Origin of the sequence: Micromonospora sp. NPDC005553, assembly GCF_042871765.1 — a bacterium.
Classification (GTDB): domain Bacteria; phylum Actinomycetota; class Actinomycetes; order Mycobacteriales; family Micromonosporaceae; genus Micromonospora.
In genome coordinates, this window is the sequence record NZ_JBIAJD010000011.1 from 59,812 (window position 1) to 81,794 (window position 21,983).

A 21,983-nucleotide genomic window follows, 5' to 3' on the forward strand; every position below is an offset into this window, starting at 1 on the left:
ATGACCGCTACCGCCCAGACTCCACTGGTGCCTGACCTGGCCGCCCTGCAACAGCGGGCTGCGCTTCGCGCCGCCGAGCGGGCCGGCGGGCAGGACCGCCTTCGCGGGCACATCGTCTGCGACGGCCTGGTGCGCATCTTCAAGACCGAGGGGGTGGAGGTGGTCGCCCTGCAGGGGCTCGACCTGGTCATCGACCGGGGCGAGCTGGTGGCGATCGTCGGTGCCTCCGGTTCGGGCAAGTCGACGCTGCTCAACATCCTCTCCGGCCTGGACACCCCGACCGCCGGCATCGCCCGGGTGGCCGACTACGACCTGCTCTCGCTCTCGGCGAAGCGACGGCTGAGCTACCGCCGGCAACTGGTCGGGTTCGTCTGGCAGCAGACCGGCCGCAACCTGCTGCCGTACCTCAACGCGCTGGAGAACGTCGAGCTGCCGATGCAGTTGGCCGGCAAGCGCAGCAGCAAGGCCCGCCGGGAGCGGGCCCGGGAACTGCTCGACCTGGTCGGTGTGGGCTACTGCGCCGACCGGCGCCCCGGGCAGCTCAGCGGTGGCGAGCAGCAGCGGGTCGCGGTGGCGGTGGCGGTGGCCAACGACCCGGAGGTGCTCTTCGCCGACGAGCCGACCGGTGAGCTGGACGAGGCGACCGGCGCGGAGGTCTTCGCGGCGCTGCGCACCATCAACGCGGAACTGGGCGTGACCATCGTGGTCGTCACCCACGACCACGCCGTGGCCACGCAGGTCCGTCGGACCGTCGCGATCCGCGACGGCCGGACCGCCTCCGAGGTACGCCGGACCGCGCGGATCGACGCGGACGGCAACACCGAGCTGGTCAGCGAGGAGTACGCGGTGCTGGACCGCAACGGTCGGATGCAGTTGCCGGCGGCGTTCGTCGACGCGCTCTCGCTGAAGGAGCGGGTCCGGCTCGACCTGGAGCCGGACCATGTGCAGGTACGGCCCGGCGACCGGGCCTCGGACGAGCGGGGGGCCCGGGCATGAGCCGGCAGAACATGGTGGTGACCGGCGCGGCCGGGTTCGGCGGTGCGCCCGGGGCACACCCCGACGAGGTGGTCCGGGTCAGTGGGGTGAGCCGGACCTTCGGCCGGGGCGAGCACGCCGTGCACGCCGTGCGGGACGTGTCGTTCAGCGCCAACCGGGGCGAGCTGGTCGCCATCCGGGGTCGGTCCGGGGCCGGCAAGACCACGCTCCTGAACCTGATCGGCGGGCTGGACCGACCGGACAGCGGCCAGGTGGTGGTGGCCGGGCACGAGGTGACCTCCGCCGGGGAGGCGGAGCTGCTGCGGCTGCGCCGGGGCACCGTCGGGTTCGTGTTCCAGACCTTCGGGCTGGTGCCGATCCTCTCCGCCGCCGAGAACGTGGGAGTGCCGTTGCGGCTGGCCCAGGTGCCGGCCGCGGAGCGGGAGGAGCGCGTCGCGGTGCTGCTGGAGCTGGTCGGCCTGGGCGGGCACGCCGCGCAGCGCCCGTACGAACTCTCCGGCGGGCAGCAGCAGCGGGTCGCGGTGGCCCGCGCGTTGGCCAACGAGCCGGACCTGCTCATCGCCGACGAGCCCACCGGTCAGCTCGACTCGGAGACCGGCCGGTCCATCATGGACCTGCTGCGCGCGGTGGTGCACGCCCGCGGCATGACGGCCCTGGTGGCCACGCACGACCCGGCCCTGATCGACCTCGCCGACCGGGTGCTGGTCCTGCGCGACGGCCGCCTGGTCGACGGCTGACGGCCATCGAACTGCTGTCCGACGCTGTCCCACGCCTCCCGCATGCGGCGGTTGGGCGGCGGGTGGCTGGGCGGCGGATGGTGGTCCGCGTTTGCTGTGGAGCTGATGTCGTCAACGAATCGCCGGACGGTGACTCGTCCACGACATCAGCTCCACAGCCTTCGTACGGCAGTAGGGCGAGGGAGTTCCCCTACTGCGTCTGGTCGGGCCGGTCGTGCTCGAGCCGGTCGTCTCTGGGTTGGTCGGTGCGCTTCTGGCGGTCAGGAAGGGACCCGGCGAGCGGGATCAGCAGATAGCCCAGCAGGGCGAGGAGAAGACCAGCGCCCGGCCCGGTCGAGATCAACTCGTGTTTGACGTAGGGGTCCGCGGCCTCGAAATACCAGTACGCCCCGGTGAGGCTGCCGCAGGCGAGCACGTTGGAGATGAGCATTCCCAGGCTGGCCTGCCGCCAGACCCAGCGGGCCGGGCCGGTGTTGGCGAGCGACAGCACCGCGAACACGGCGGCGGTCACCGCGAACGGTAGCGCCCAGGCGAGCACCTTCCAACCCGGAGTGGTGTCCGTCCGGTCCAGGTGGACGCTACGCCAGGCGGGCAGCCAGAACGCGACGACGACCAGGAGGACGCCGACCGCCAACAGCGCCGAGCCAGTCCGGCGCCATGACGGGCGCGACGGTGCGGCGCCGGGCATCGTCGGCCTGCTCATGGCGGCGAACGTAACCCGTTCGGGGCGATTTCCACTGCCCCGCCGGGTGAACCAGACGCCGGGTCAGAGCGCGAGCTTCATGCCCTCGTGGCTGGCCACGAAGCCGAGGCCCAGGTAGAAGCGGTGCGCGTCCTCGCGGGTCTTGTCGGTGGTGAGCTGCACCAGCGCGCAGCCACGCTCGCGAGCCTGGTCGACCGCCCAGGTCATCAGCTGCCGGCCCAGCCCCTGGCCACGCCGGTCGGAGCGGACCCGGACCGACTCGATCAGCGAGCGCTCGCTGCCGTGCCGGCCCAGGCCGGGGATGTAGGTGATCTGGAGGCAGCCGACCAGTTCGCCGGCCTGCTCGGCCACGATCAGCTGGTTGCGCGGGTCCGCGTCGATGGCCGCGAACGCCCTCTCGTACGCCTCGTCGACCTCGGTTAAGTCGCGCGCCTTGCCCAGGACGTCGTCGGCGAGCAGGGCGATGACGGCGGGCAGGTCGGCCCGGGCCGCCTCCCGGTAGATCACGTCGCTCATGTTGGCGATCCTGGCACAGCGAAACCGGCGAATGGGTCTGTGCCGGTTGCGGACGACGGGCAGCATGGGGCGGCATGGAGCTAGTGCTACTGCCGTTCCGCTGGATATACCGGGCGTTGGTGTGGTTCGCGAACTCGCCCCGCACGCTGATCACCTCGTACCTGTTGATGATCGTGGTGGCCGGGGTCATCTACGGGGAGGTCGAGCAGCGCAGCCCGGCCGATGCCGTCTGGTGGGCGGTGGTGACCGCCTCCACCGTCGGATACGGCGACATCTCGCCGACCACCTGGGCGGGCCGCACACTGGCCGCGCTGCTCATCTCGACCATGGTGCTGCTGGTCATCCCGCTGATCACCGCGCACTTCGCGAGCCGGCTCATCGTCGACGACAACGCCTTCGAGCATGAGGAGCAGGAGCAGCTCAAAGCCGACGTGCGCCGGATGCGGGCGCTGCTGGAGGAGTTGGCCACCCGGCAGGGGATCAATCTGCCCCCACTGCCGCCGACCCAGCCTGTCAGCGGGCCGGGCAGCGCTGCCCCTCCGGTGGCACGGTCAGGTCGATCAGGTAGGCGTCGACCGCGTTGGTGATGCAGGACGTCTGCGGGTAGGCGGTGTGCCCCTCGCCCTCCCAGGTCAGCACCCGACCCACACCCAGCATCGACGCGAGCCGTGGGGTCTGCTCGTACGGCGTCGCCGGGTCGCCGGTGGTGCCGACCACCACGATCGGCGGTGCGCCGTTCGCCTTTCCGGTCGGGTAGGGGTCACGCCCGCCCGGCCATTCGACGCAGCTCAGCATGCCGACCGCCAACGCCGGCCCGAACAGCGGGTATTTTCCGCGCCACTCGGACTGCAACTGCCGGATCTGCTGCCGGCTCGGCTTCTCCGTCTCGTCGGCGCAGTTGATGGCCAGGTTGGCGTCGAACAGGTTCGAGTAGTGCCCGTTGTCCTCCCGGCCGGCGTACGCGTCGGCGAGTCGGAACACGTCCTTCGGGTCGCCCTCGGCGAGCTTGTCGATCGCCTGGGCCAGCTCCTGCCAGCCGGATTCGGTGTAGAGCGAGGAGATGACGGCGTAGAACACCCAGCCGGCGGTGGCCTCCCGCCCGTCGTCGCCGCGTACCGGGGAGACCTTGGCCTTGTCGATGGCCGACGTGACGGCGGCGCGGGCGTCCGGGGCGATCGGGCAGCGGCCGGCGTTCGCCGCGCACCAGCGGGTGAAGTTGGTGAAGGCCCGTTCGAAGCCGCGGGCCTGGCTCTCCGAGCCCTCGACCAGCCGCTGCTGCGGGTCGACAGCGCCGTCGAGCACCAGCGCCCGCACCCGCTGCGGGTAGAGCTGGGCGTATGTGGCACCGAGCAGGGTGCCGTACGAGTAGCCCAGGTAGGTGAGCTTGTCGTCGCCCACGGCGGCGCGTACCGCGTCCATGTCGCGGGCGGCCTGTTCGGTGCCGTACAGCGGCAACTGGTCGCCGTAGCGGTCTCCGCAGCCGCGCCCGATCCGCTGGCTCAGACCGACGAAGCCGTCGAATGCCGACTGGCTCGCCGGGTCCGGGTCGAAGCCGAAGCTGGCGTCCAGGTCGGCGTCGGAGATGCACTTCACCGGGCTGGAGCGGGAGACCCCGCGCGGGTCGAAGCCGACGATGTCGAAGCGCTCGGTGATCGAGGCGGGCAGCCCGCCGAACTGGGAGCCGAAGGAGAGGTAGACGGCGGTGTCGACACCGGAACCGCCCGGGCCGCCCGGGTTGATCACCAAGGAGCCCAACCGGTCGCGCTGCTTGGTGGACCGGGCGCGCAGCAGGGCGATCTCGAAGGTCTGCCCGGCGCCCGGGCCCGCGCTCGCCCCGTTGCCGGTGCCCCAGTCACGGGGCACCTGAATCCGGGTGCACTCGTAGCGCATGTTCGGTGCGCTCCGCCCGACCAACTCGTCGGGCACCTCTGGGCAGGGCCGCCAGTTCGGTGAGCTGCCGGTCGGGGCGGCCGCGCCTTCCACCTCGGTGCGCGGCGCGAACGCCGGCAGCGTGCAACCGGCGGTGAGCAGCGCGGCGACGACGAAGGCGGCCAGAGTGCGACGGCCCCGGCGGCTGGACGCCATCCGAGGCTGGTCGGCGGTGCGGATCACGTGGTCCTCCGGAGTCGGGTCAACGGGCCAGGCTACGCCGAGCCGGTGGCGGCTCGGTCCACGGTGGCCGTCGGGTCGCCGCGCAGCACCTGGTCCACGTCGAAGCGGATCGGCCGGTCGAGCTGGTCGTAGCGACAGGATCGGGGGTCGCGGTCCGGGCGCCACCGAACGAACTGCGCGGTGTGCCGGAACCGTTCGCCCTCCATGGCGTCGTAGCCCACCTCGACCACCAGCTCGGGGCGCACCGGCTCCCACTCCAGGTTCTTCGTGCCGGTCCACCGGCTGACCCCACCGGGGATGCGTTGGCCACGCTCGTGGTCGCCGTGCACCCACGGGTGTTCACCGGCGATGTCCCGATAGGGCGCCAGCTCGTCGAGTAACTCGGCGCGGCGGGCCATGCTGAACGACGCGCTCACGCCCACGTGGTGCAGGACCCCGGCGTCGTCGTACAGGCCGAGCAGCAGCGAGCCCACCACCGGGCCGGACTTGTGCCAGCGGAAGCCGGCCACCACCGCGTCCGCGGTGCGGGCGTGCTTGACCTTGAACATCAGTCGCTTGCCCGGCTCGTACGGCAGGTCGGCCGGCTTGACGATCAAACCGTCCAGCCCGGCGCCCTCGAAGACGTCGAACCAGCGCCGCGCGGTGTCCGGGTCGGTGGTGACCTGGGTGACGTGCACCGGCGGGCGCACCCCGGCCAGCGCCTCGACCAGCCGCTCCCGACGGCGCGGGTAGGGCTGGTCGAGCAGGGCCTCGTCACCGATCGCCAGCAGGTCGAACGCGACGAAGTCGGCCGGGGTGGTCTCGGCCAGCATCTTCACCCGGGACGCGGCCGGGTGGACGCGCTGGGCCAGCAGCTCGAAATCCAGCCGGGGCTGGCCGCTCGGCCCATCGCGCCGAATCACGATCAACTCCCCGTCGACAGCGCACCGCGGCGGCAGCTGCCGGCGGGCCTGCTCGACCACCTCGGGGAAGTAGCGGGTCATCGACTTGCCGCCCCGGCTGGACAGCTCGACCTCGTCACCGTCGCGGAACACGATGCACCGGAACCCGTCCCACTTGGGCTCGTAGGTCACCCCCGGCGTGGTGGGCAGCTTGGGAACGCTCTTGGCCAGCATCGGCTCGACCGGCGGGTTGATCGGCAGGTCCACGCCGACCAGTCAATCAGACGGTGCCGACAGTCGTGAGGCAGATCACCGTGCACGGCGGGGCGGCGTGTCCCTCCGCGCGCCGCTCGTCCCGACCGGGCGAATCGAATAGCCCCAGGTCAGAGCTACTTTCGCGAGGTGTCCGAGTGGGTCTGTGACTGCTGCGGGCGGTGGCGGGTGAGCGTCGAGCTGATCCGGGGCCGCTACCGCTTCCGGCTGACCCGCCGCTATCCGGAGCGGTTCGGCGGCGGCCGGAACGTGCTCGGCGAGGTGGGTTCGGTGCCGGAGCTGGAGGAGCTGTTGCGGCGGCGTACCCCGCTCACCCTGGCCGACCTGCGCGAGGCCGCCTGATCCGCGCGGCGGCGGCGCGCGGCCAGGAACTGCCGGTTGCCGGCCCGGGTCCCTCCTCCACTGAGGAGGGACGGACGGCGGTGAACCTCGCTGTCACAATGCTCCCGGCGGCCTCGTCTGCACCCGTGGCGGTGCCGAGCGGCGCCGCCGGGGAGGGGACACCATGCGGTTCGAGGCCGATACCGAGATCGCCGGGGACGCCGAGCAGGTCTGGGCGGTGCTTGTCGACGTGCCCCGCTGGCCCGAGTGGACGGACTCGGTGACCCGGGCCGAGCGGGGCGAGCCGGGGCCGCTGACCGTCGGCGCTACCGCACGGCTGACCCAGCCGAAGCTGCGACCGGCCCTCTGGCGGGTCACCGAGCTGACCGACCGGCGGGAGTTCGTCTGGGTCTCCGACGCGCCGGGTGTCCGAACCACGGCAGAACACCGGCTGCTGCCGCTGCCCGACGGGCGTACCCGCGTCGAGCTGGCCTTCAGCCAGTCCGGCCCGCTGGCCGGCCTGATCGGCCGGCTGTACGGCGGGCTGTTCCGTCGCTACGTGCGGATGGAGGCCGACGGGCTCAGGCGTCGCTGCGAGCGGGGCTGACGGCTGGCTTCTCCAGCACCGCCAACGGGATGCCGCCCTTGCCATCGACGGGCGGCCCGACCGCACCGGCCGTACCCTGACCGGTGTCCGGTCGAGGTCGAGGGGGCAACGGTGGCCGAGTTGACGTACCCGGAGGTGGGGTCGACCCGGCACGGGCCGTTGCCCGGCGGGTACCACCACCTGCGCCACCGGTATCCGTTGCCCGGCGGCTGCTTCGAGACCGCCGCCGACGCGGTGTTGAGCTGGCGGCTGCACCGCGCCGCCGGCGTCCGGATCCGCACCGACGCGCCGCGGGCCACCACCGGTGTGCTGGTGGCCTCTGGCCTCGGCGTCGGCCCGGCCCGCCTCTGGGGGCCGTGCCAGGTGGTCTGGAGCGTGGACTCACCAACGCTCGCCGGTTTCGGTTACGGCACTCTGCCCGGGCATCCGGAGCGGGGTGAGGAGGCGTTCGAGGTCGTCCGCGACGACGCCGGCGCGGTCTGGTTCGAGGTCCGCGCGTTCAGCCTTCCGGACCGCTGGTTCACCCGCGCCGGCGGCCCGGCGGTGAGGGCCGTGCAGCACACGTACGCCTGGTGGCTCGGCCGTACCCTGCGTCGGCTGTGCGAGGGTTGCTGAGCACCCTCGCGCCGCAGCGACTCAGAACCGGGCGAACGAGCGGATCGGGGCGCGCGGGCCGTACTTCGGTGCCCGGATGCCGGCCGCCTCCAGCAGCAGACACACCCGGCCCCGGTGACCTCGGAACGGCTCCAGCAGGGCCATCATCCGGGCGTCGTCGCCCCTCGGTTCGCCGGCGAGCGCCCAGGCGACCGTGTTCGGGATGTGGTAGTCGCCGACGCTGACCGCGTCCGGGTCGCCGTACGCGATCCGGACCACCTCCGCTGCCGTCCACGGCCCGATGCCGGGGATCGCGGTCAGTCGGCGGGTGGCGTCGGCTGCGTCGGTGCTGCGCTCCAGGCGGTCGGCGAGCGCGGCGGCGCGACGGAGCGTGTCGGCTCGGCGCTGCTCCACCCCGAACGGGTGGAACACCCAGTACGGGGCCGCGGCGACGGTGGCTGCCTCGGGCGGCAGGAGCAGCGGCTGCAACGGGCCGGGAGCCGGCTCCCGGAAGTGCCGCACCATCGCCGAGTACGCCCGGTAGGCCTCCTTGCCGGTGACCTTCTGCTCGAAGACCGCGCGCAGCAGTCGGGGGAAGACCTCCCCGGTGGCGGGCATCCGCAGCCCCCGGTGCTCCCGGGCCAGTCGGGCGACCAGCGGGTGCGCCGCGGCCAGTTCGGTGAAGCCGGTCAGGTCGTCGCGCAGCCCGGCGATCGCGTCGGCGCGGGCGAGGACGTGCTCGGCGCCGGGCCCGTACCCCTCCGCGAGCAACTCGCCACCGGCCGGCCGCAGCGCGAGCGTGGCCGGACCGTCCGGGGTGCGGGTGGCCCACCAGAAGGTGCCGGCCGCCACCCGGGCGCACGGGTCGTACGGGCTGAAGGTGAGGGCGCGGACCGAGGCGATCAGCCGGTAGCCGACCGGTGGGTGCAGCACCCTGGTCGCGGCGGGTCCGGTCTCGGTCACCCCGCTACTCTGCCAGGTCACGGTGCGGGCTGGCGAGCGGCCGTATCGGTTCCGCCCGCGGTTGAGGAGCTTCGCGGGGGTACGTTCGTCCGACCTTCCCGGTGTGGTTGATCACCCGAACGGCCAGGATTATCTTGGCGAACCCTCGCATACCGCCCTTATGCCATTTTCGGCGGTGGGTCAGGTATCGATCATGTGGTTGTTTGATGGCCTGCAGGTAAACGAGTGCCTCGGGCACCTGCGCAGTGTCAACGGGGGATCTGTGGAAGGGCATGCAGTGATGGCTGCGCGAGTCTGTGTCGAATCATCGCGAGTGGGATTCCACCCCGCTACCCGTCCGCAGGGCTGACGGGTGCCCGCTGACGAGGCGGCCGTCCCGAGCGGACGGCGGCCCAGCGCATGATCGCTCTGAAGATCTATCGACTCCTACCGTCGTCGGCACGGCGACGGCTGCTGGGTCTGCTGCCCGCACACCGGCGGATCGGCCTGGTGCAGACGCTCTCCCGCCCGCGCGGCAGCGACACAGTGCATCACCGCGGCGCCCGGGTGGCAGTGACCGACGGCGGCGTTCGGACCCGGGCCGAGGTCGTCGCCACGGCGACCCCGTTGCAGCAGTGGCACCGCAACCTCACCGCCGTCACCACGGCGCTGCACGCCGCCGGCATCGAATACCACTGCATTCGTAACGACGACCACCTGCGCAGCACAGTCGCGGTCCTCGACGACCAGCGGACGGCGGTACGACGCCTGATCCGCTCCGCGCCGGAACTGTCGGGCGCGGACGTCCGGGTGGTGCAGGTCCAGCCCCGTCGCGATCAACCGGACGGCGCCCCGACCGAGGTGATCCAGGTCTGCTTCCCGGTCACCGATGCCCGCGCCGGAGTCGTCCTCGGCGCCCAGTTCGCGTGCGAGATCGAGTTCTGGAGCCGGCACGGTGACATGGTCCGCGCTCCCCGGCGCAACGGGGTCGTCGACGAGGCCCCCGCCCAGGCACAGCCGGTCCGGGTGGCGGCGGCGCTGCTGAGCCACTTCGTGCCCGAAGCCGACGACCACACCTACGGCACCCGCCGGGATCTGGCCGTCCGGGCGCCGGACCGGATCGGCTTTCCGATCGACGCCGTCTACACCTGGGTGGACGGCTCCGACCCGCAGTGGCTCAAGCGCAAGTCGATGGCGCTCGGCACCCCCGGCGGCCCGTTGCACGCGGTCGCGGCCAACTCCTCGCGTTACCACAACCGCGACGAGCTGCGGTACTCGATGCGGTCGCTGCACAGCTTCGCGCCCTGGCTGCGGCGGATCTTCCTGATCACCGACAGCCAACTGCCGAGCTGGCTCGACCCGAGCCATCCGATGATCACGGTCATCTCGCACGCCGACCTCTTCGCCGACCTCGGTGGCCGGTCGTCGTACAACTCGCACGCCATCGAGTCCCGACTGCACCGCATCGACGGACTGGCCGAACACTTCCTCTACCTCAACGACGACGTGTTCATCGGTCGTCCGCTGCTGCCGAACCACTTCTTCCACGCCAACGGGATCGCGAAGTTCTTCCCCTCGCCGGCCCAGTTCGGCCTGGGGGAGGCGAAGCCGGAGGACCCGCCGGTGAAGGCCGCCGGAAAGAACAACCGTCGGCACATCCAACGGCAGTTCGGCGTGACCATCACGCAGAAGATGAAGCACACCCCGTTCGCCCTTCGCCGCAGCATCATGCAGCAGATCGAGGGCACACTTCCGGACGAGGTGGAGGCCACCGCACGGCACCGGTTCCGGCACCACGGCGACCTGTCCATCCCGTCGTCGCTGCACCAGTACTGGGCGTTCCTGACCGCGCAGGCCGTCCCCGGCGACATCGAGTACGAGTACGCCGACCTGGGTCACCCCTCGACCCCCGCCCGGCTGGCCGAGCTGCTGGCTCGTCGCAACCGCGACGTGTTCTGCCTCAACGACACCGACTCCGACCCGCTGTCGTTCGCCGAGCAGGAGCGGATGCTGGCCAACTTCCTGCCGCGCTACCTGCCCTTCCCCGCCCCGTTCGAGCTGCCGGACGACGTGGTGGCGGAGCGGCGGAACGTGGGTGCCGGGGAGCTGTGGCGGCGTTCGTACCGCCCGGTGCTGGATGCCCGTCGACGCGCCCCGGTCGACGCGCCCACCATGCCCAACAACATGCTCAACACTGTCAGCGACTTCAAAGCCGTCCTCGACTCCAGAGAGCGGCCGGGCCGGCGACAAGCCGATCCAACTGGGGAGCGCCATGACGTCTGACCGCCGTCCTCGGTCCATGGCGGTCGTGGCCCACCAGGACGACGATCTCTACTTCCTGAACCCGCTGCTCGCCAGCCAGCTGCGCCACAGTGCGACACACCTGACGGTCTGCCTGACCTCTGGTGAGGCGGATGGACGTAACGCCCCCGGTGGGTCGGTGGCACACGCCACGCTGCCGGTGGACTTCGAGGGCTTCGCCGCCGCCCGGTTCAACGGGCTTCGTTCGGCGTACGGGGAGATGGTCCTCGACGACCGGGACGCCGAATGGCACCGTGCGGCGATCACCGTGGGCTCGACCGCCGAGGCGGACCTCTCGACGCTGGTCGACGCGCCGTGGATCCGGTTGGTGTCGCTGAACCTCTGGTGTGCGCCGCCACCCGACTCGCCGGTCGGAGCTGGTTCGCTGCCACAGTTGTGGACCGGCGAAGCCACCGTCACACCCACCATGGTCCCGCTGGGTTCGCCCGTCTCCGGAACGTTCGCCTACTCGCGGGAGAACCTGATCGAGGCGCTGCTGCACCTGCTGCGCGACGTCGAGCCGACGCTCTTGTGGACGATGGACCCGGATCCCGATCGGCAACTGCACGACAAGGCGAACCCACAGCACGCCGACACCGGTGACTACTCCGACCACCTTGCCCACACCATCACCGGGCTGTTCGCCCACGAGTCGGCCCGACGATGGTTCGCCGAGGGCGGTGGCAGCGCCACGGTCGTCGAGGCGTTCCGCGGCTACTACGTCCGACGGTGGCCGTCCAACCTCAGCCCTGAGGCGCGGGCACTCAAGCAGCGATACAAGGACATCTACGGGTGGGCCGACGGCCGCCCTGCCGACGGAACCGTCGGCCACGGTGACCGCAAGGTCGGTGGCGACGCGATCGGCAACGGGAACGCCTCCGGAACCACGTTGCGCTATCCCGGCTCGCGGACCTGGGCGGCACCGGGGCCGGACGGTGAGGTGTCGGCCTTCGCCGTGCGGGGCGGCCAGGTGGTCCACTGGCAGCAGGCCAGCTCAGGCGCGTTTGCCCCGAGCCGGCTGATTCCTGGCGGCGGACTCCTGCCGTACGTCGCCGCGTTGGCCACCCCGAACGGCGGCTGGCGGCTCTTCGTGGTGCGGCAGGAGCTCACGGCAGAACCCGATCGGCACGTCCGCGACATCTGGACAACAGTATTGCCTGCCGCCGGCGACGCCGGCGTTCGCTGGGAGTCGCTCGGCAACCCCGCCGGGCGACATGCCCCGTCGGATCGACGGAACATCGGCATGCCGCAGGCTGTCTCCCTGCCTGACGGGGGTGTCCTGTTGCTGGCCCGGAACGCCGACAAGGGACTGAGCGCCCGGCTGTACGACGGGACGTCCTGGACGCAGTGGCAGGACCTCGGTGGTCGGGACATCCAGGATGGCCTGGCCGCGGTGACGTTGAACGAGCACCACGTGGAGGTGCTGGCCGCCGGGCGCACTGGAATCGGACGCTGGCTGGTCGGCGTGCCGGAACTCGTCGCCGAGTACGCCCAGTTGGAGACGGAGGCACCGGCCGGCCCGCCTGCCGTGACGTGGCTGCCCGACGGCGAGCGGCTACTCCTGTTCCGGCGACGGGACTCGGCGTCCGTGCTGGCGTACCGGACGCGCGGCGGCGGCCGGGAATGGGACCTGTCGACGGCCGCAGACCTCGGTGGTCACGGCGGTCCCGGCCCGCTGACCGCCGAGTTCGTGCCCGACGCGGGCGCGGTCCTGCTGGCGGTCCGGGACGACGCGTCGGGTTCGAGCGTCGCGTGGCTGGACCCGGCCGGTCCGACGCCCTGTCGCTGGCACCGTGAGTCGACCCCGATTGCTGGTGGCCACGCGGTGCAGGTCGACGCGTCCGGCTGCGCCGTTCTGCTGGCCGTGTCGACAGCGGGCGGGCTCCTCGCCTCGCGCCCGGACCAATTCGGATCGTCCTTGAACCCGATGAAGGAAGTGCCGTGAACAACACGCCGGTGGTACCGCAGCACGCGGGCGCGCCATCCCGGGCTGCCGACGCGGCCAGCTCCGCGCCGGGAAGCGCCGGGTGGGACCTTCCCGCGCTCTGCGAGGTCCTGGTCGACGGTGGACGTCGCACCGCGCACGTGCACGCCGACTTGACGCCGATCCTGGGGCGTCAGCTCAATGTGGACGCGGTGAGCGGCGCGCTGGATGCGCATGGGGTGGACTACTTCCTCATCCGCGGCATGGACGACCGGACGCCGGTGATTGGCGTCAGTGAGCTTGATCGGCTGGCCACGCTGAGCGCGCTGGAAAAGTTGGGTGGGGCCGAGACCTGCTACGTGAGCCAGGTGCTGCCCCGGCCGCCGATCGTCGGCGGCCTCAAGGACGCGTCGGAGGCGCCGGCGTGGACAGAGCTGTACGCCGCACAGGCGATCAAGCTGACCTGGTTCCGCGCCGACCCGACCCTCAAGCTGATTCTGGGCCCGGCGTACGGCTGCGAGATCGAGTTCTGGAAGCCCGATCGGGCGGCCGGCGTGCTCCGCTCGCCCCGGCCGAACCGGATGATGCGGGCGGTGGCACTGGAGAGCGCGCCGGTGCAGGTGGACGAGCATCGGCTGACCCGCCTCGCCTCTCCGGCGAAGTGGCACCCGCCCCGGCGTAGCCGCGCGGAGTTCGACCGCCTGCTCCCGGACGACATCGACTTTCCCATCGACGTGGTCTATACCTGGGTGGACGGCGCGGACCCACAGTGGCAGCAACGCCGTGCGGGCGTCCGTGGCGAGTCGCTGCACGCCGAGGCGGCGAGTGAGTCGCGGTACATCAACCGCGACGAGTTGAAGTTCTCGTTGCGATCGCTACACCTGAACGCCCCGTGGGTCCGCAACATCTACATCGTGACCGACCACCAGCGTCCGGCCTGGCTGGACCTCAGCGCCGGCAACATCTTCATGGTCAACCATGACGAGATCTTCGCGGCCCCGGACGCCCTGCCGACCTTCAACTCGTGTGCCATCGAGAGTCAGCTGCACCGTATCGATGGGCTCTCCGAGCACTTTCTGTACCTCAACGACGACATGTTCTTCGGTCGCCCCCTGGCACCGCAGACGTTCTTCCTTGCCAACGGCAACACCAAGTTCTTCCTGTCGCAGAACCGGATCCCGCTCGGCGAGATCACCGAGCTGGACAGCCCGGTGGACGCAATGATCAAAAACAACAGGGCGCTGATCGAGAAGCGGTTCGGCCGTACCCTCACCCAGGGCTCCCAGCACGTGCCCTACCCGTTGCGGCGCAGCATCCTCGCGGAGATCGAGCGGGAGTTTCCGGTCGAGCATGAGGCCACCATGCGCAGTCGGTTCCGCAGTGCCGACGACCTGACCATCACGTACTCGCTGCACCACTACTACGCGTTCCTGACCGGCCGCGCGCTGCCCGGACGCGTCAACTACGGCTACGTTCAACTCGCGGTACCCGACCTCGAGGCGCGGCTGCGGCGAGCGGAGGCACGGCGGGACTGGGACACCTTCTGCATCAACGACGCCTACTCGACGTTCGCCCAACTGCAACACCAGATGACCATCCTCGAGCCGTTCATGGAGGCGTACTTCCCGGTCCCGAGCCCCTACGAGCTGAGGACCGCCGGGTGAAGTTCGCCTTCCTGATCCACAACATGTACGGCGTGGGTGGCACCAACCGGGCCGTGCTGAACCTGGCCACCGCACTGCTGGGCCGGGGGCACGACGTGGAGATCGTCTCCGTGTTCCGCCGCACCGACGAGCCGATGTTCGCCATCGACGACCGGATCGCGCTCGTGCCGCTCGTCGACACCCGACCGCGCCGTCCCGACCGGGCCGATCCCCGGCTCCGGGAGCCGTCCCTGCTGGTGCCGAAGAACGAGGAGTTCCACACCCAGTACAGCCGGCTGACCGACGAGCGGATGATCGACTACCTGCGTTCGTCCGGGGCCGACGTGCTCGTGGGTACCCGGCCGGGCCTCAACATGATCGTGGCGCGGCACGGCCCCGAACACGCGGTCCGTGTGGCGCAGGAGCACATGACGCAGGATCTGATCGACGACGTGCTGAAGGAGGAGATCCGGGTCTCGTACGACCGGATCGACCTGGCCTTCACGGTGACCGAGGCCGACGCCGCCGCCTTCCGAACGGGCAATCCGGTGCCACACACCCGTGTCGTGGCACTGCCGAACAGCGTTCCCCAGCCCACCGTGCCGCCGGCCGACGGGACCAACCGGATCGTCGTCAGTGCGGGGCGGCTCGACCCGATCAAGCGCTACGACCGACTCATCGCCGCCTTCGCGCAGGTAGCTGGCGACTATCCGGACTGGAAACTGCGGATCTACGGAGACGGTCCGCAACGCCCCGCGCTGGTCGCACAGGTCCGCGAGTTGGGAATGTCCGACCAGGTCCAACTGATGGGCCGGCGCGAGGACATGTCCACCGAGTGGGTCAAGGGCTCGATCGCGGCGGTCTCGTCGGAGCGGGAATCGTTCGGCATGACCATCGTGGAGGCGATGCGGCTCGGCCTGCCGGTCGTCAGCACCGACTGCCCGGTCGGACCCCGCGAGATCATCCAGCACGGGATCGACGGTCTGCTGGTCACGATGGACGACATCGACGCGTACGCCTCGGCGTTGCGGACCCTGATGCACGACGGCGATCTCCGGGCCCGACTGGCCCAGCAGGCGTTGGTGAACGCGGCGCGGTTCGACCCGGACACGCTCGCCGAATCCTTCGCCCGGCAGTGTGCCGCCGTGCTGGTCGAGCGAGGCCCGGCGCTCGGGCGGCCCGCGCGGGCCACCCGGTCGGGCAAGGGGCCGCGAACTGGTCGTTCGATGCTGGCTCGCGGCGGCGAGGTGGTTCGGGAACCCGACCTGGTCCGGCTGTTGGGCGACCCGGTCCTTCGCGGGATCGCGGGTAGTGACCTGGTCCGTCGGGCGAGCATGGGCGCCTTGGTGCGCCTCTCCCGCATTCGGCAGGCCCGGGCCACTTCCGCCCGTTTGCAGAAGGCGATTCGGCGGCGGGCCGCCGCACCGGCCGCTGGGCCGAAAGTGGACTGTCAGGTGCTGCCGGACCACGGCCTCAGCCTGAGTATCGATGCACCGGACCTCGCTGCGGGCGCGCACCTGTTGCTGCGCGACCGGGACAACGGGCACAAGGTACGGGTGCCACTGGAACCGCAGGACGACGGGGTGCGCCAGGTGGCGGTGCTGCCCGCCGACGCGTTGCCGGAGGGCCGTTGGAACGCGTACCTGCAGCCAGTGACGGGGACGCGCCTGCGACTGTGCCCGGCCCGGATCGACACGCGGGTACTCGCCGGCGGTCACCGACCGCCGGATGACCCGGCCGGTGCGTACGCGGTCCGTTCGCACCTGCCATATCGCACGGCAGACGGCTTTCTGGCGGTGCGCAGCTGGGTCCGGGCAGAGCACGCCGAGGTGCGGCGGATCGCGCTCAGCGGCGAGCGGGTGTCGATCGAGGCCGTCTGGTGCGGGTCGGGCACTCCCGAGCAGGCCGTGCTCCACCGACGGGGTCACCACGAGGGCGCGGTGTCCGTGCCGGTGGTACGGACCCGCGGCGGTCACCTGCGTATCGACGTCGCGGTGGACGAGTTGGCCGCACATCGACTGGGCCGATACGAGGACTGGGATCTGTGGCTGCGGCAGGCCGGCACGGACCGTGAGGTCCGGTTGGGTCTGCTCGTCGACGACGTCGTCGACAAGAAACTCGTCTACAACTACCCGGAGATCTACCTGGTAGACGATCCGGGGCTCGATCTCGTCGAGGAGGACCCGGCTCCACTGCTGCGCGTCCGCCCCTACTACACCCGCGACAGCGAGCTTTCGATCGTCGTCATCGATCGCCCATGAGCACGGACACGAGGAGAAACGCGCGGTGACCGAGTCGAAGCCCCCACCGGGGGAGCCAGTCCGGGCGCTGGCCGAACCCACCGGGTTCGTGGAGGTGTACCGCCGGGTGCTGAGCCCGCAGACCCGGCGGGCCATCGCGACGAAGGTGAGCCCCCGGGCCCGGCACCAGCTGAAGCAGTGGGTCGCCCGGGCCGCGCGGGACGGGCACCTCTCCGAGCGCCGGGGCGAACGGCTGGCCCGCCGCCAGCCGGAGTTGCTGGCCGGCGCGGACCGGGTTGTCGTCACCGCCGACCGGGGACCCAGGGTGGCCCGGATCGGGGCGGTCACCCCCCTGATGGCACGACTGGACAACCTCACCGCGGTGACGGCGGCGCTCGACGAGGCCGGCGTACCCCACTTCCGGGTACGCGGCGAAACCCACCGCTCGTCGGTGGTCGCCGTCGACGCCGCGCACCGCACGCGGGCGTACGCCGCACTCGCCGCCGCATGCGGTCGGGTCCCCGGCTACGTCGGCGAGCCGAACGACACCGGGCAGCCGGCGGCCGGCTTCGAACCGAAGACCTGGGACCGCCTGGCCGACGCCGCGGTGTTGCGGCTGACCTGGTACTGGACCGACCCCCAGCGGCGGCTGGTGCTGGGGCAGGCGTACGGGTGCGACGTCGAGTTCTGGGCCCGGGAGGGTGACACCCTCGTCGCCCCGCGGCCCAACGCCGTCGCCGAACAGGTGACCGTGGCGGCGCCGCTGGTCCTCGTACCGGAGTCGCGGTTCACCGGCCTGGCACCCGCCGCCGCACCCGCGACCGCCTGGACGCGTCCGGAGTTCGCCGCACCGCGCCCCGACGACGTGCCGTTCCCGGTCGACGTGGTCTACACCTGGGTCGACGGCACCGACCCGGCCTGGCTGCGCCGACGGGCAGAGGTGGCCGGGGTGCCGTACCACGCGGAGGCGGCGAGCGCGGCCCGCTTCCTCAGCCGCGACGAGTTGCGCTACTCGCTCCGATCGCTGCACCTGTTCGCGCCCTGGGTGCGCCATGTCTACGTGGTGACCGACGACCAGGTGCCGCCCTGGTTGGACCCGTCCGCCAGCGGGCTGCGGGTGGTCAGCCATCGGGAGATCTTCACCGATCCGACGGTGCTGCCGACGTACAACTCGCACGCCATCGAGAGTCAGCTGCACCACATCGACGGGCTCTCCGAGCACTTCCTGTACTTCAACGACGACGTCTTCCTCGGCACCGAGGTGCTGCCCCAGGATTTCTTCCTGGCCAACGGCATCTCCCGGTTCTTTCCGTCGCCGGCGCTGGTGCCGCCGGGCCCACCCGCCGCCGGGGACATTCCGTCGTCGGCGGCCGGGAAGAACAACCGGGCGTTGATCGCGGAGCGGTTCGGCACAGTGCTGACCCAGAAGATGAAGCACATGCCGCACGCGCTGCGGCGAAGCGTGCTCCAGGAGATCGAGCAGACGTTCCCGCAGCAGTACCAGCGGACCGCGGCGAGTCAGTTCCGCAGCATGGACGACCTGTCGGTCGCCTCGTCGCTGCACCACTACTACGCGTTCCACACCGGTCGCGCGGCACCGGGAAACCTGCGGTACACCATCGCCGAGCTGTCCAACCCGGACACGCCCGCCCGGTTGGCGCACCTGCTCGCCCGTCGGGATCGGCAGGTGTTCTGCCTGAACGACGCGTTCTCCGTCGAGGAGGACCTAGAGGCGCAGATGGCGCTGCTCATCCCGTTCCTGGAGACGTACTTTCCGGTGCCGAGCCCGTGGGAACGGGCCTGACCCACCCCGGACACGGCGGTGGCCGGTCGCGCCCTCCCCGGCGACGACCGACCACCGTGCCCTCGTGGGCGACCAGGCTCAGTACGAGTAGCCCGAGCCGCCAGCGTCGTTCGAGCCGCTGTCCGCCGGCGGTGCGACCGCCTTCGGCGTGCCCTTGGGCAGGCAGCTCAGGTTCTTCTTGCCGTCCGGCTGGACCACGAACCAGGTGCCACCGACAGCCTGGCCCTTCCACTGGCCGGGCTTCTTGTCACCGATGTAGCGGTAGACCGGCCAGCCGCCGACGGTGAGCTGACGGGTGCCGTCCTGCCGGGTCACGCTGCTGACCTTGTCGTCCGAGACGCCGGTGAGCTCCGGGTTGCCGTCGGTCAGTGCCGGGGGCCACACCTCGGCGCACTTGTCGACGCAGTTCGACGACGGCGGGTCGGCGGTGTCCTTGTCGAAGCGGTACAGGATCCAGCCGTCCTGGTCGGTGACCACCTTGCCCATCCGGGCGACGCTCTTACCGACCAACTTCTCGGTCAGGTCGACGTCCGCGGGCGGGGCGTCGGCGGCGGGCGCCTCCGCGGAAGCCGAGGCCTCAGGTTCAACCGTCGCAGTGGGCTCGGCCGCGGCGACGGCGACCGGCTCAGCCGCGCTCGAGTTCGCCCCGTCGTAACCCGCGGGAGCGCAGGCCGTTAGTGCGACCATCGCGCTCGCGACGATGACGGTCCGCTTCATCTGTGCCACGTGCCCTCCTCATTCTTGACAGTTCACCCATAGGTACGGCGGTTGGGCTGTCAAGGTTGAAGTAGTAACAGTGGTCAATTTCACTTAAATCGATTGAACCTTTTCCGGCTGCCATGCGTACGCACCCGCGAGGGGATCTTTTACGTAACGACAGATCGGCGCCGGCCATTGTGACAATGACCGGCGCCGATGCGGTAGGCGCGCTTACATGGGTACGGTGACCAGCGGACTCGCCACGCCGTTGGCATCCACCGACTGCACCTGGAGCTGCTTGATGTCCTTCGGCAGAGCAGACGTCGAGGCGCTCAGTTCGAGACCCTGCGGCCGGGTGTTGGTGCCATAGCCGCCCTCCGGCACCGACCAGGTCGAGATGACCTCGGTGGTGGCGTTCTTGCGTACGACCACCAGTCGGCAGACGCGTGGGCCGGGTAGCTTCCGCAGGCTGAAATTGATCCGGGTGCCGTAGTCCTTGGTCACCAGGAACATGGTGGTCTGCACACCGGTGGTCGGGTCGGTCGCCTCGACCTGGTCGCCCTCCACCTCGGTGCCGCCCACACCCGGGCCGCTCGGCGCGGCCGTCGGCGCGCTCGTCGGAGGGTCGTTGGGCGCGCTCGGCGTCGACTCGGCGAGCACCCCCGGTGGTTGCTCGTTGCCGGTCACGCTGACGAAGCCGTACCCGGTCAGACCGCCGAAGACCACCACCGCGGCGGCCGTCGCGAGCAGGTGGCGAAACCGGCTACGTCGCCGGTCGGCCCGGACCGCGCCGAGCGTCCGGTCCAGCAGGGCCGGGTCGGTCGCCGTCTGTTCCAGCGCCATCATCGTCTCGCCGTCGATGTCGGAGAGCAGCCCGACGACCGGCACCATCGTCTCCAACTCGGCCGCGCACGCCCAGCAGGTGGCGAGATGTTCCTCGAACCGCTCCGTGTCCTGCTCGTCGAGCACACCGAGCGCGTACGCCGCGACGTCCATGTGGTCCGGCCGGCTCATTCTGTCACCCCCCGCTCCTGCAGAGCCGTGCGCAGCGCGCGCAGCGCGTAGTAGACCCTCGACTTGGCGGTGCCGAGCGGCAGGCCCAACTCCTCGGCTGCCTCCGGCACCGTCCGCCCCCGGAAGTACGTCGAGATCAGAATCTCCCGGTGCGACTGACTGAGCGTACGCAGCGCGTCCGCCACCGTCATCGTGCGCAGCACCCGGTCGGTGCTGTCCGCCTCGGCGAACGCGGTGAGGTCCCGGTCGTACGTCTCCGGCGGCCGGGCCTCCTGGCTGCGGTGCTCGTCGATGGCGATGCGGCGGGCCACAGTGACCAACCACGGCCGCAACGAGCCCTGCCCCTGCGTGCCCAGCCGGTGTGCGTTGCGCCAGGCCCGCAGCAGCGTCTCCTGGACGATGTCCTCCGCGCGCTGCCGGTCCCCCCCGGTGAGGCGCATGACGAACATCAGCAACGGGCCGGCGTGCTCGGCGTAGAGCTGACGGATCAACTGGTCGGAGTGGCTGGCCTCGGTTGTCGTCGCCTGATGGCGTCCGGGCGCCGGTCGCGGCGTCACCGGACCATTCTGGCGAGTCGACGCCCGTGCGTCGACCCCTCGGGCAGACGAGGTCGACCGTGACGAGGGTCGCGCCGACAACCAGTCAGCGCGTACCGCGTCGCCATGCCAACCGGCCGCCACCGCGTGCATGCAGACCTCCGGGATGTCCGTGACCAACGCCAGCCCACGAGGTGGGTCGCCCGGTGGTACGCAGCACCTGCCCCAGCGGATCAACAAACGACGAAAAAACTTCCCCGCCGCTGTCGGGTGGACGGTCAGCGGCGTACCGAGAACAGCCCCGGCGGTGGCGGATCGGAGCCGGTGGCGTCCGCGTCCCGAACCACCTGCGCGCCACCGACGAAGCGGTCCAGATCGTCGCCGGCGACCACCCTCCCGGGGAACCAGTCGCCGGCGGCGCGTCTGGTCAGCTCCGGCACCGGCGGTGTGGACCGCCCGGCGACCAGCACCAGGTTGCCGTACCGCCGCCCACGCAGCACCGCCGCGTCCCCGACCAGACAGGCCTGCGGCAGCACCGAACGGACCGTGGCGACCTGCCCACGGGCGTGCCGCAACGGCGGGCCGTCGGCCAGGTTCGCCAGGTACCAACCGGCGGGGCGGAGCACCCGGGCCACCTCGACGGCGTACTCCACCGACGTGAGGTGGGCCGGCGTACGCGCACCGGCGAACACGTCGGCGACCACCACGTCGTAGCTGGCCTCCCGGGTGGACGCGAGCACCGCCCTGGCGTCCTCCACCCGGACCCGCAACCGGGCGTCCGACGGCCACGGCAACGCCCGACGGACCAGCTCAACTAGCGCACCGTCCACCTCGGACACCCGCTGGGTCGACCCGGGTCGGGTCGCGGAGACGTACCGGGGCAGGGTCAGCGCGCCGCCACCAAGATGCAGCACCCGCAACGGCTCACCGGCCGGCGCGAGCAGATCCACCGCGGCAGCCAACCGTCGCACGTACTCGAACTCGAGGTGGGTGGGGTCGGTCAGGTCGACGTGCGACTGCGGCGCGCCGTCCAGCAGCAGCGTCCACGAGCCGGCCCGGTCCGGATCCGGCACCAACTCCGCCAGCCCGGTGTCCACCTGCTCGACCACACGGTCACCCGCCCGTTTACGCCCCATCGGA

General features: G+C 71.1%; 20 protein-coding genes. 11 read left to right on the plus strand and 9 right to left on the minus strand.

Translation table 11 applies throughout. The features are described 5' to 3' along the window. Together ACFYPG_RS31380 and ACFYPG_RS31385 are read left to right on the plus strand one after the other, a co-directional pair. Positions 1-996: an ABC transporter ATP-binding protein gene (locus ACFYPG_RS31380; RefSeq protein ID WP_355009382.1), complete on the plus strand. Its 996-nt coding sequence runs from the start codon at positions 1-3 to the stop codon at positions 994-996. 11 nt (positions 997-1,007) lie between these two features. Further along, a complete protein-coding gene (locus tag ACFYPG_RS31385) occupies positions 1,008-1,733 on the plus strand; it encodes an ABC transporter ATP-binding protein (protein WP_355009424.1) in 726 nt (241 codons plus the stop codon). 190 nt (positions 1,734-1,923) lie between these two features. Here ACFYPG_RS31385 and ACFYPG_RS31390 read toward each other — a convergent pair whose 3' ends face one another. Both ACFYPG_RS31390 and ACFYPG_RS31395 read right to left on the minus strand, forming a co-directional pair. Continuing rightward, the gene (locus ACFYPG_RS31390) at positions 1,924-2,436 is read right to left on the minus strand and encodes a hypothetical protein (RefSeq protein WP_355009383.1); all 513 of its coding nucleotides are present in this window, start codon (positions 2,434-2,436) and stop codon (positions 1,924-1,926) included. Positions 2,437-2,499: 63 nt separating this feature from the next. Beyond that, positions 2,500-2,952 carry a GNAT family N-acetyltransferase gene (locus tag ACFYPG_RS31395; RefSeq protein WP_387354840.1) on the minus strand — a complete coding sequence of 151 codons (453 nt, stop codon included), beginning with the start codon at positions 2,950-2,952 and terminating at the stop codon, positions 2,500-2,502. Between the two features lie 74 nt (positions 2,953-3,026). Here ACFYPG_RS31395 and ACFYPG_RS31400 point away from each other — a divergent pair, with 74 nt between their 5' ends. Next, positions 3,027-3,539, plus strand: coding sequence for a potassium channel family protein (locus ACFYPG_RS31400; RefSeq protein WP_124858807.1), 513 nt, complete (start codon positions 3,027-3,029; stop codon positions 3,537-3,539). Here the strand turns inward: ACFYPG_RS31400 and ACFYPG_RS31405 are convergent. Both ACFYPG_RS31405 and ACFYPG_RS31410 read right to left on the minus strand, forming a co-directional pair. After that, positions 3,466-5,037 (minus strand): alpha/beta hydrolase, encoded by a 1,572-nt coding sequence (locus ACFYPG_RS31405; protein ID WP_387354877.1) that lies wholly within the window; start codon positions 5,035-5,037, stop codon positions 3,466-3,468. The genes ACFYPG_RS31400 and ACFYPG_RS31405 overlap by 74 nt on opposite strands. Positions 5,038-5,096: 59 nt before the next feature. After that, positions 5,097-6,212: an ATP-dependent DNA ligase gene (locus ACFYPG_RS31410; protein ID WP_355009385.1), complete on the minus strand. Its 1,116-nt coding sequence runs from the start codon at positions 6,210-6,212 to the stop codon at positions 5,097-5,099. A gap of 135 nt (positions 6,213-6,347) precedes the next feature. Here ACFYPG_RS31410 and ACFYPG_RS31415 point away from each other — a divergent pair, with 135 nt between their 5' ends. The 3 genes from ACFYPG_RS31415 (at position 6,348) to ACFYPG_RS31425 (ending at position 7,761) form a co-directional block, all read left to right on the plus strand. After that, positions 6,348-6,560, plus strand: a complete 213-nt coding sequence (locus ACFYPG_RS31415; RefSeq protein WP_124858806.1) for a hypothetical protein — start codon at positions 6,348-6,350, stop codon at positions 6,558-6,560. Positions 6,561-6,723: 163 nt separating this feature from the next. Next, complete coding sequence (locus ACFYPG_RS31420; RefSeq protein ID WP_387354842.1) at positions 6,724-7,146, plus strand: SRPBCC family protein; 423 nt, start codon at positions 6,724-6,726, stop codon at positions 7,144-7,146. Positions 7,147-7,257: 111 nt separating this feature from the next. Next, entirely contained in the window at positions 7,258-7,761 is a 504-nt protein-coding gene (locus tag ACFYPG_RS31425) for a DUF1990 family protein (protein ID WP_387354843.1), read from the plus strand. A gap of 21 nt (positions 7,762-7,782) precedes the next feature. Here ACFYPG_RS31425 and ACFYPG_RS31430 read toward each other — a convergent pair whose 3' ends face one another. Further along, complete coding sequence (locus ACFYPG_RS31430) at positions 7,783-8,703, minus strand: DNA-3-methyladenine glycosylase 2 family protein (protein ID WP_355009388.1); 921 nt, start codon at positions 8,701-8,703, stop codon at positions 7,783-7,785. A 399-nt stretch (positions 8,704-9,102) separates the two neighbouring features. Here ACFYPG_RS31430 and ACFYPG_RS31435 point away from each other — a divergent pair, with 399 nt between their 5' ends. The 5 genes from ACFYPG_RS31435 to ACFYPG_RS31455 are packed head-to-tail and all read left to right on the plus strand — an operon-like array spanning position 9,103 to position 18,594. After that, positions 9,103-10,965, plus strand: coding sequence for a stealth family protein (locus ACFYPG_RS31435; protein WP_387354845.1), 1,863 nt, complete (start codon positions 9,103-9,105; stop codon positions 10,963-10,965). A gap of 16 nt (positions 10,966-10,981) precedes the next feature. Continuing rightward, complete coding sequence (locus ACFYPG_RS31440; RefSeq protein WP_387354847.1) at positions 10,982-12,928, plus strand: PIG-L family deacetylase; 1,947 nt, start codon at positions 10,982-10,984, stop codon at positions 12,926-12,928. Next, on the plus strand, positions 12,925-14,571 hold the full coding sequence (locus ACFYPG_RS31445) for a stealth conserved region 3 domain-containing protein (protein WP_355009391.1): 1,647 nt from the start codon (positions 12,925-12,927) through the stop codon (positions 14,569-14,571). Before ACFYPG_RS31440 ends, ACFYPG_RS31445 begins: the two co-directional genes overlap by 4 nt. Continuing rightward, positions 14,568-16,811, plus strand: a complete 2,244-nt coding sequence (locus tag ACFYPG_RS31450; protein ID WP_387354849.1) for a glycosyltransferase family 4 protein — start codon at positions 14,568-14,570, stop codon at positions 16,809-16,811. Before ACFYPG_RS31445 ends, ACFYPG_RS31450 begins: the two co-directional genes overlap by 4 nt. Before the next feature lie 25 nt (positions 16,812-16,836). Beyond that, entirely contained in the window at positions 16,837-18,594 is a 1,758-nt protein-coding gene (locus tag ACFYPG_RS31455) for a stealth family protein (RefSeq protein WP_387354851.1), read from the plus strand. A 78-nt stretch (positions 18,595-18,672) separates the two neighbouring features. Here ACFYPG_RS31455 and ACFYPG_RS31460 read toward each other — a convergent pair whose 3' ends face one another. From ACFYPG_RS31460 to ACFYPG_RS31475, 4 genes are all read right to left on the minus strand, one after another. Continuing rightward, positions 18,673-19,320, minus strand: coding sequence for a hypothetical protein (locus ACFYPG_RS31460; protein ID WP_355009394.1), 648 nt, complete (start codon positions 19,318-19,320; stop codon positions 18,673-18,675). Between the two features lie 204 nt (positions 19,321-19,524). Then, positions 19,525-20,307, minus strand: a complete 783-nt coding sequence (locus ACFYPG_RS31465) for a zf-HC2 domain-containing protein (protein WP_355009395.1) — start codon at positions 20,305-20,307, stop codon at positions 19,525-19,527. Next, on the minus strand, positions 20,304-20,996 hold the full coding sequence (locus tag ACFYPG_RS31470) for a sigma-70 family RNA polymerase sigma factor (RefSeq protein ID WP_030488630.1): 693 nt from the start codon (positions 20,994-20,996) through the stop codon (positions 20,304-20,306). The genes ACFYPG_RS31465 and ACFYPG_RS31470 overlap by 4 nt, the downstream gene beginning before the upstream one ends. Before the next feature lie 125 nt (positions 20,997-21,121). Then, positions 21,122-21,979: a spermidine synthase gene (locus tag ACFYPG_RS31475; RefSeq protein ID WP_387354853.1), complete on the minus strand. Its 858-nt coding sequence runs from the start codon at positions 21,977-21,979 to the stop codon at positions 21,122-21,124. Between the last annotated feature and the right edge of the window lie 4 nt (positions 21,980-21,983).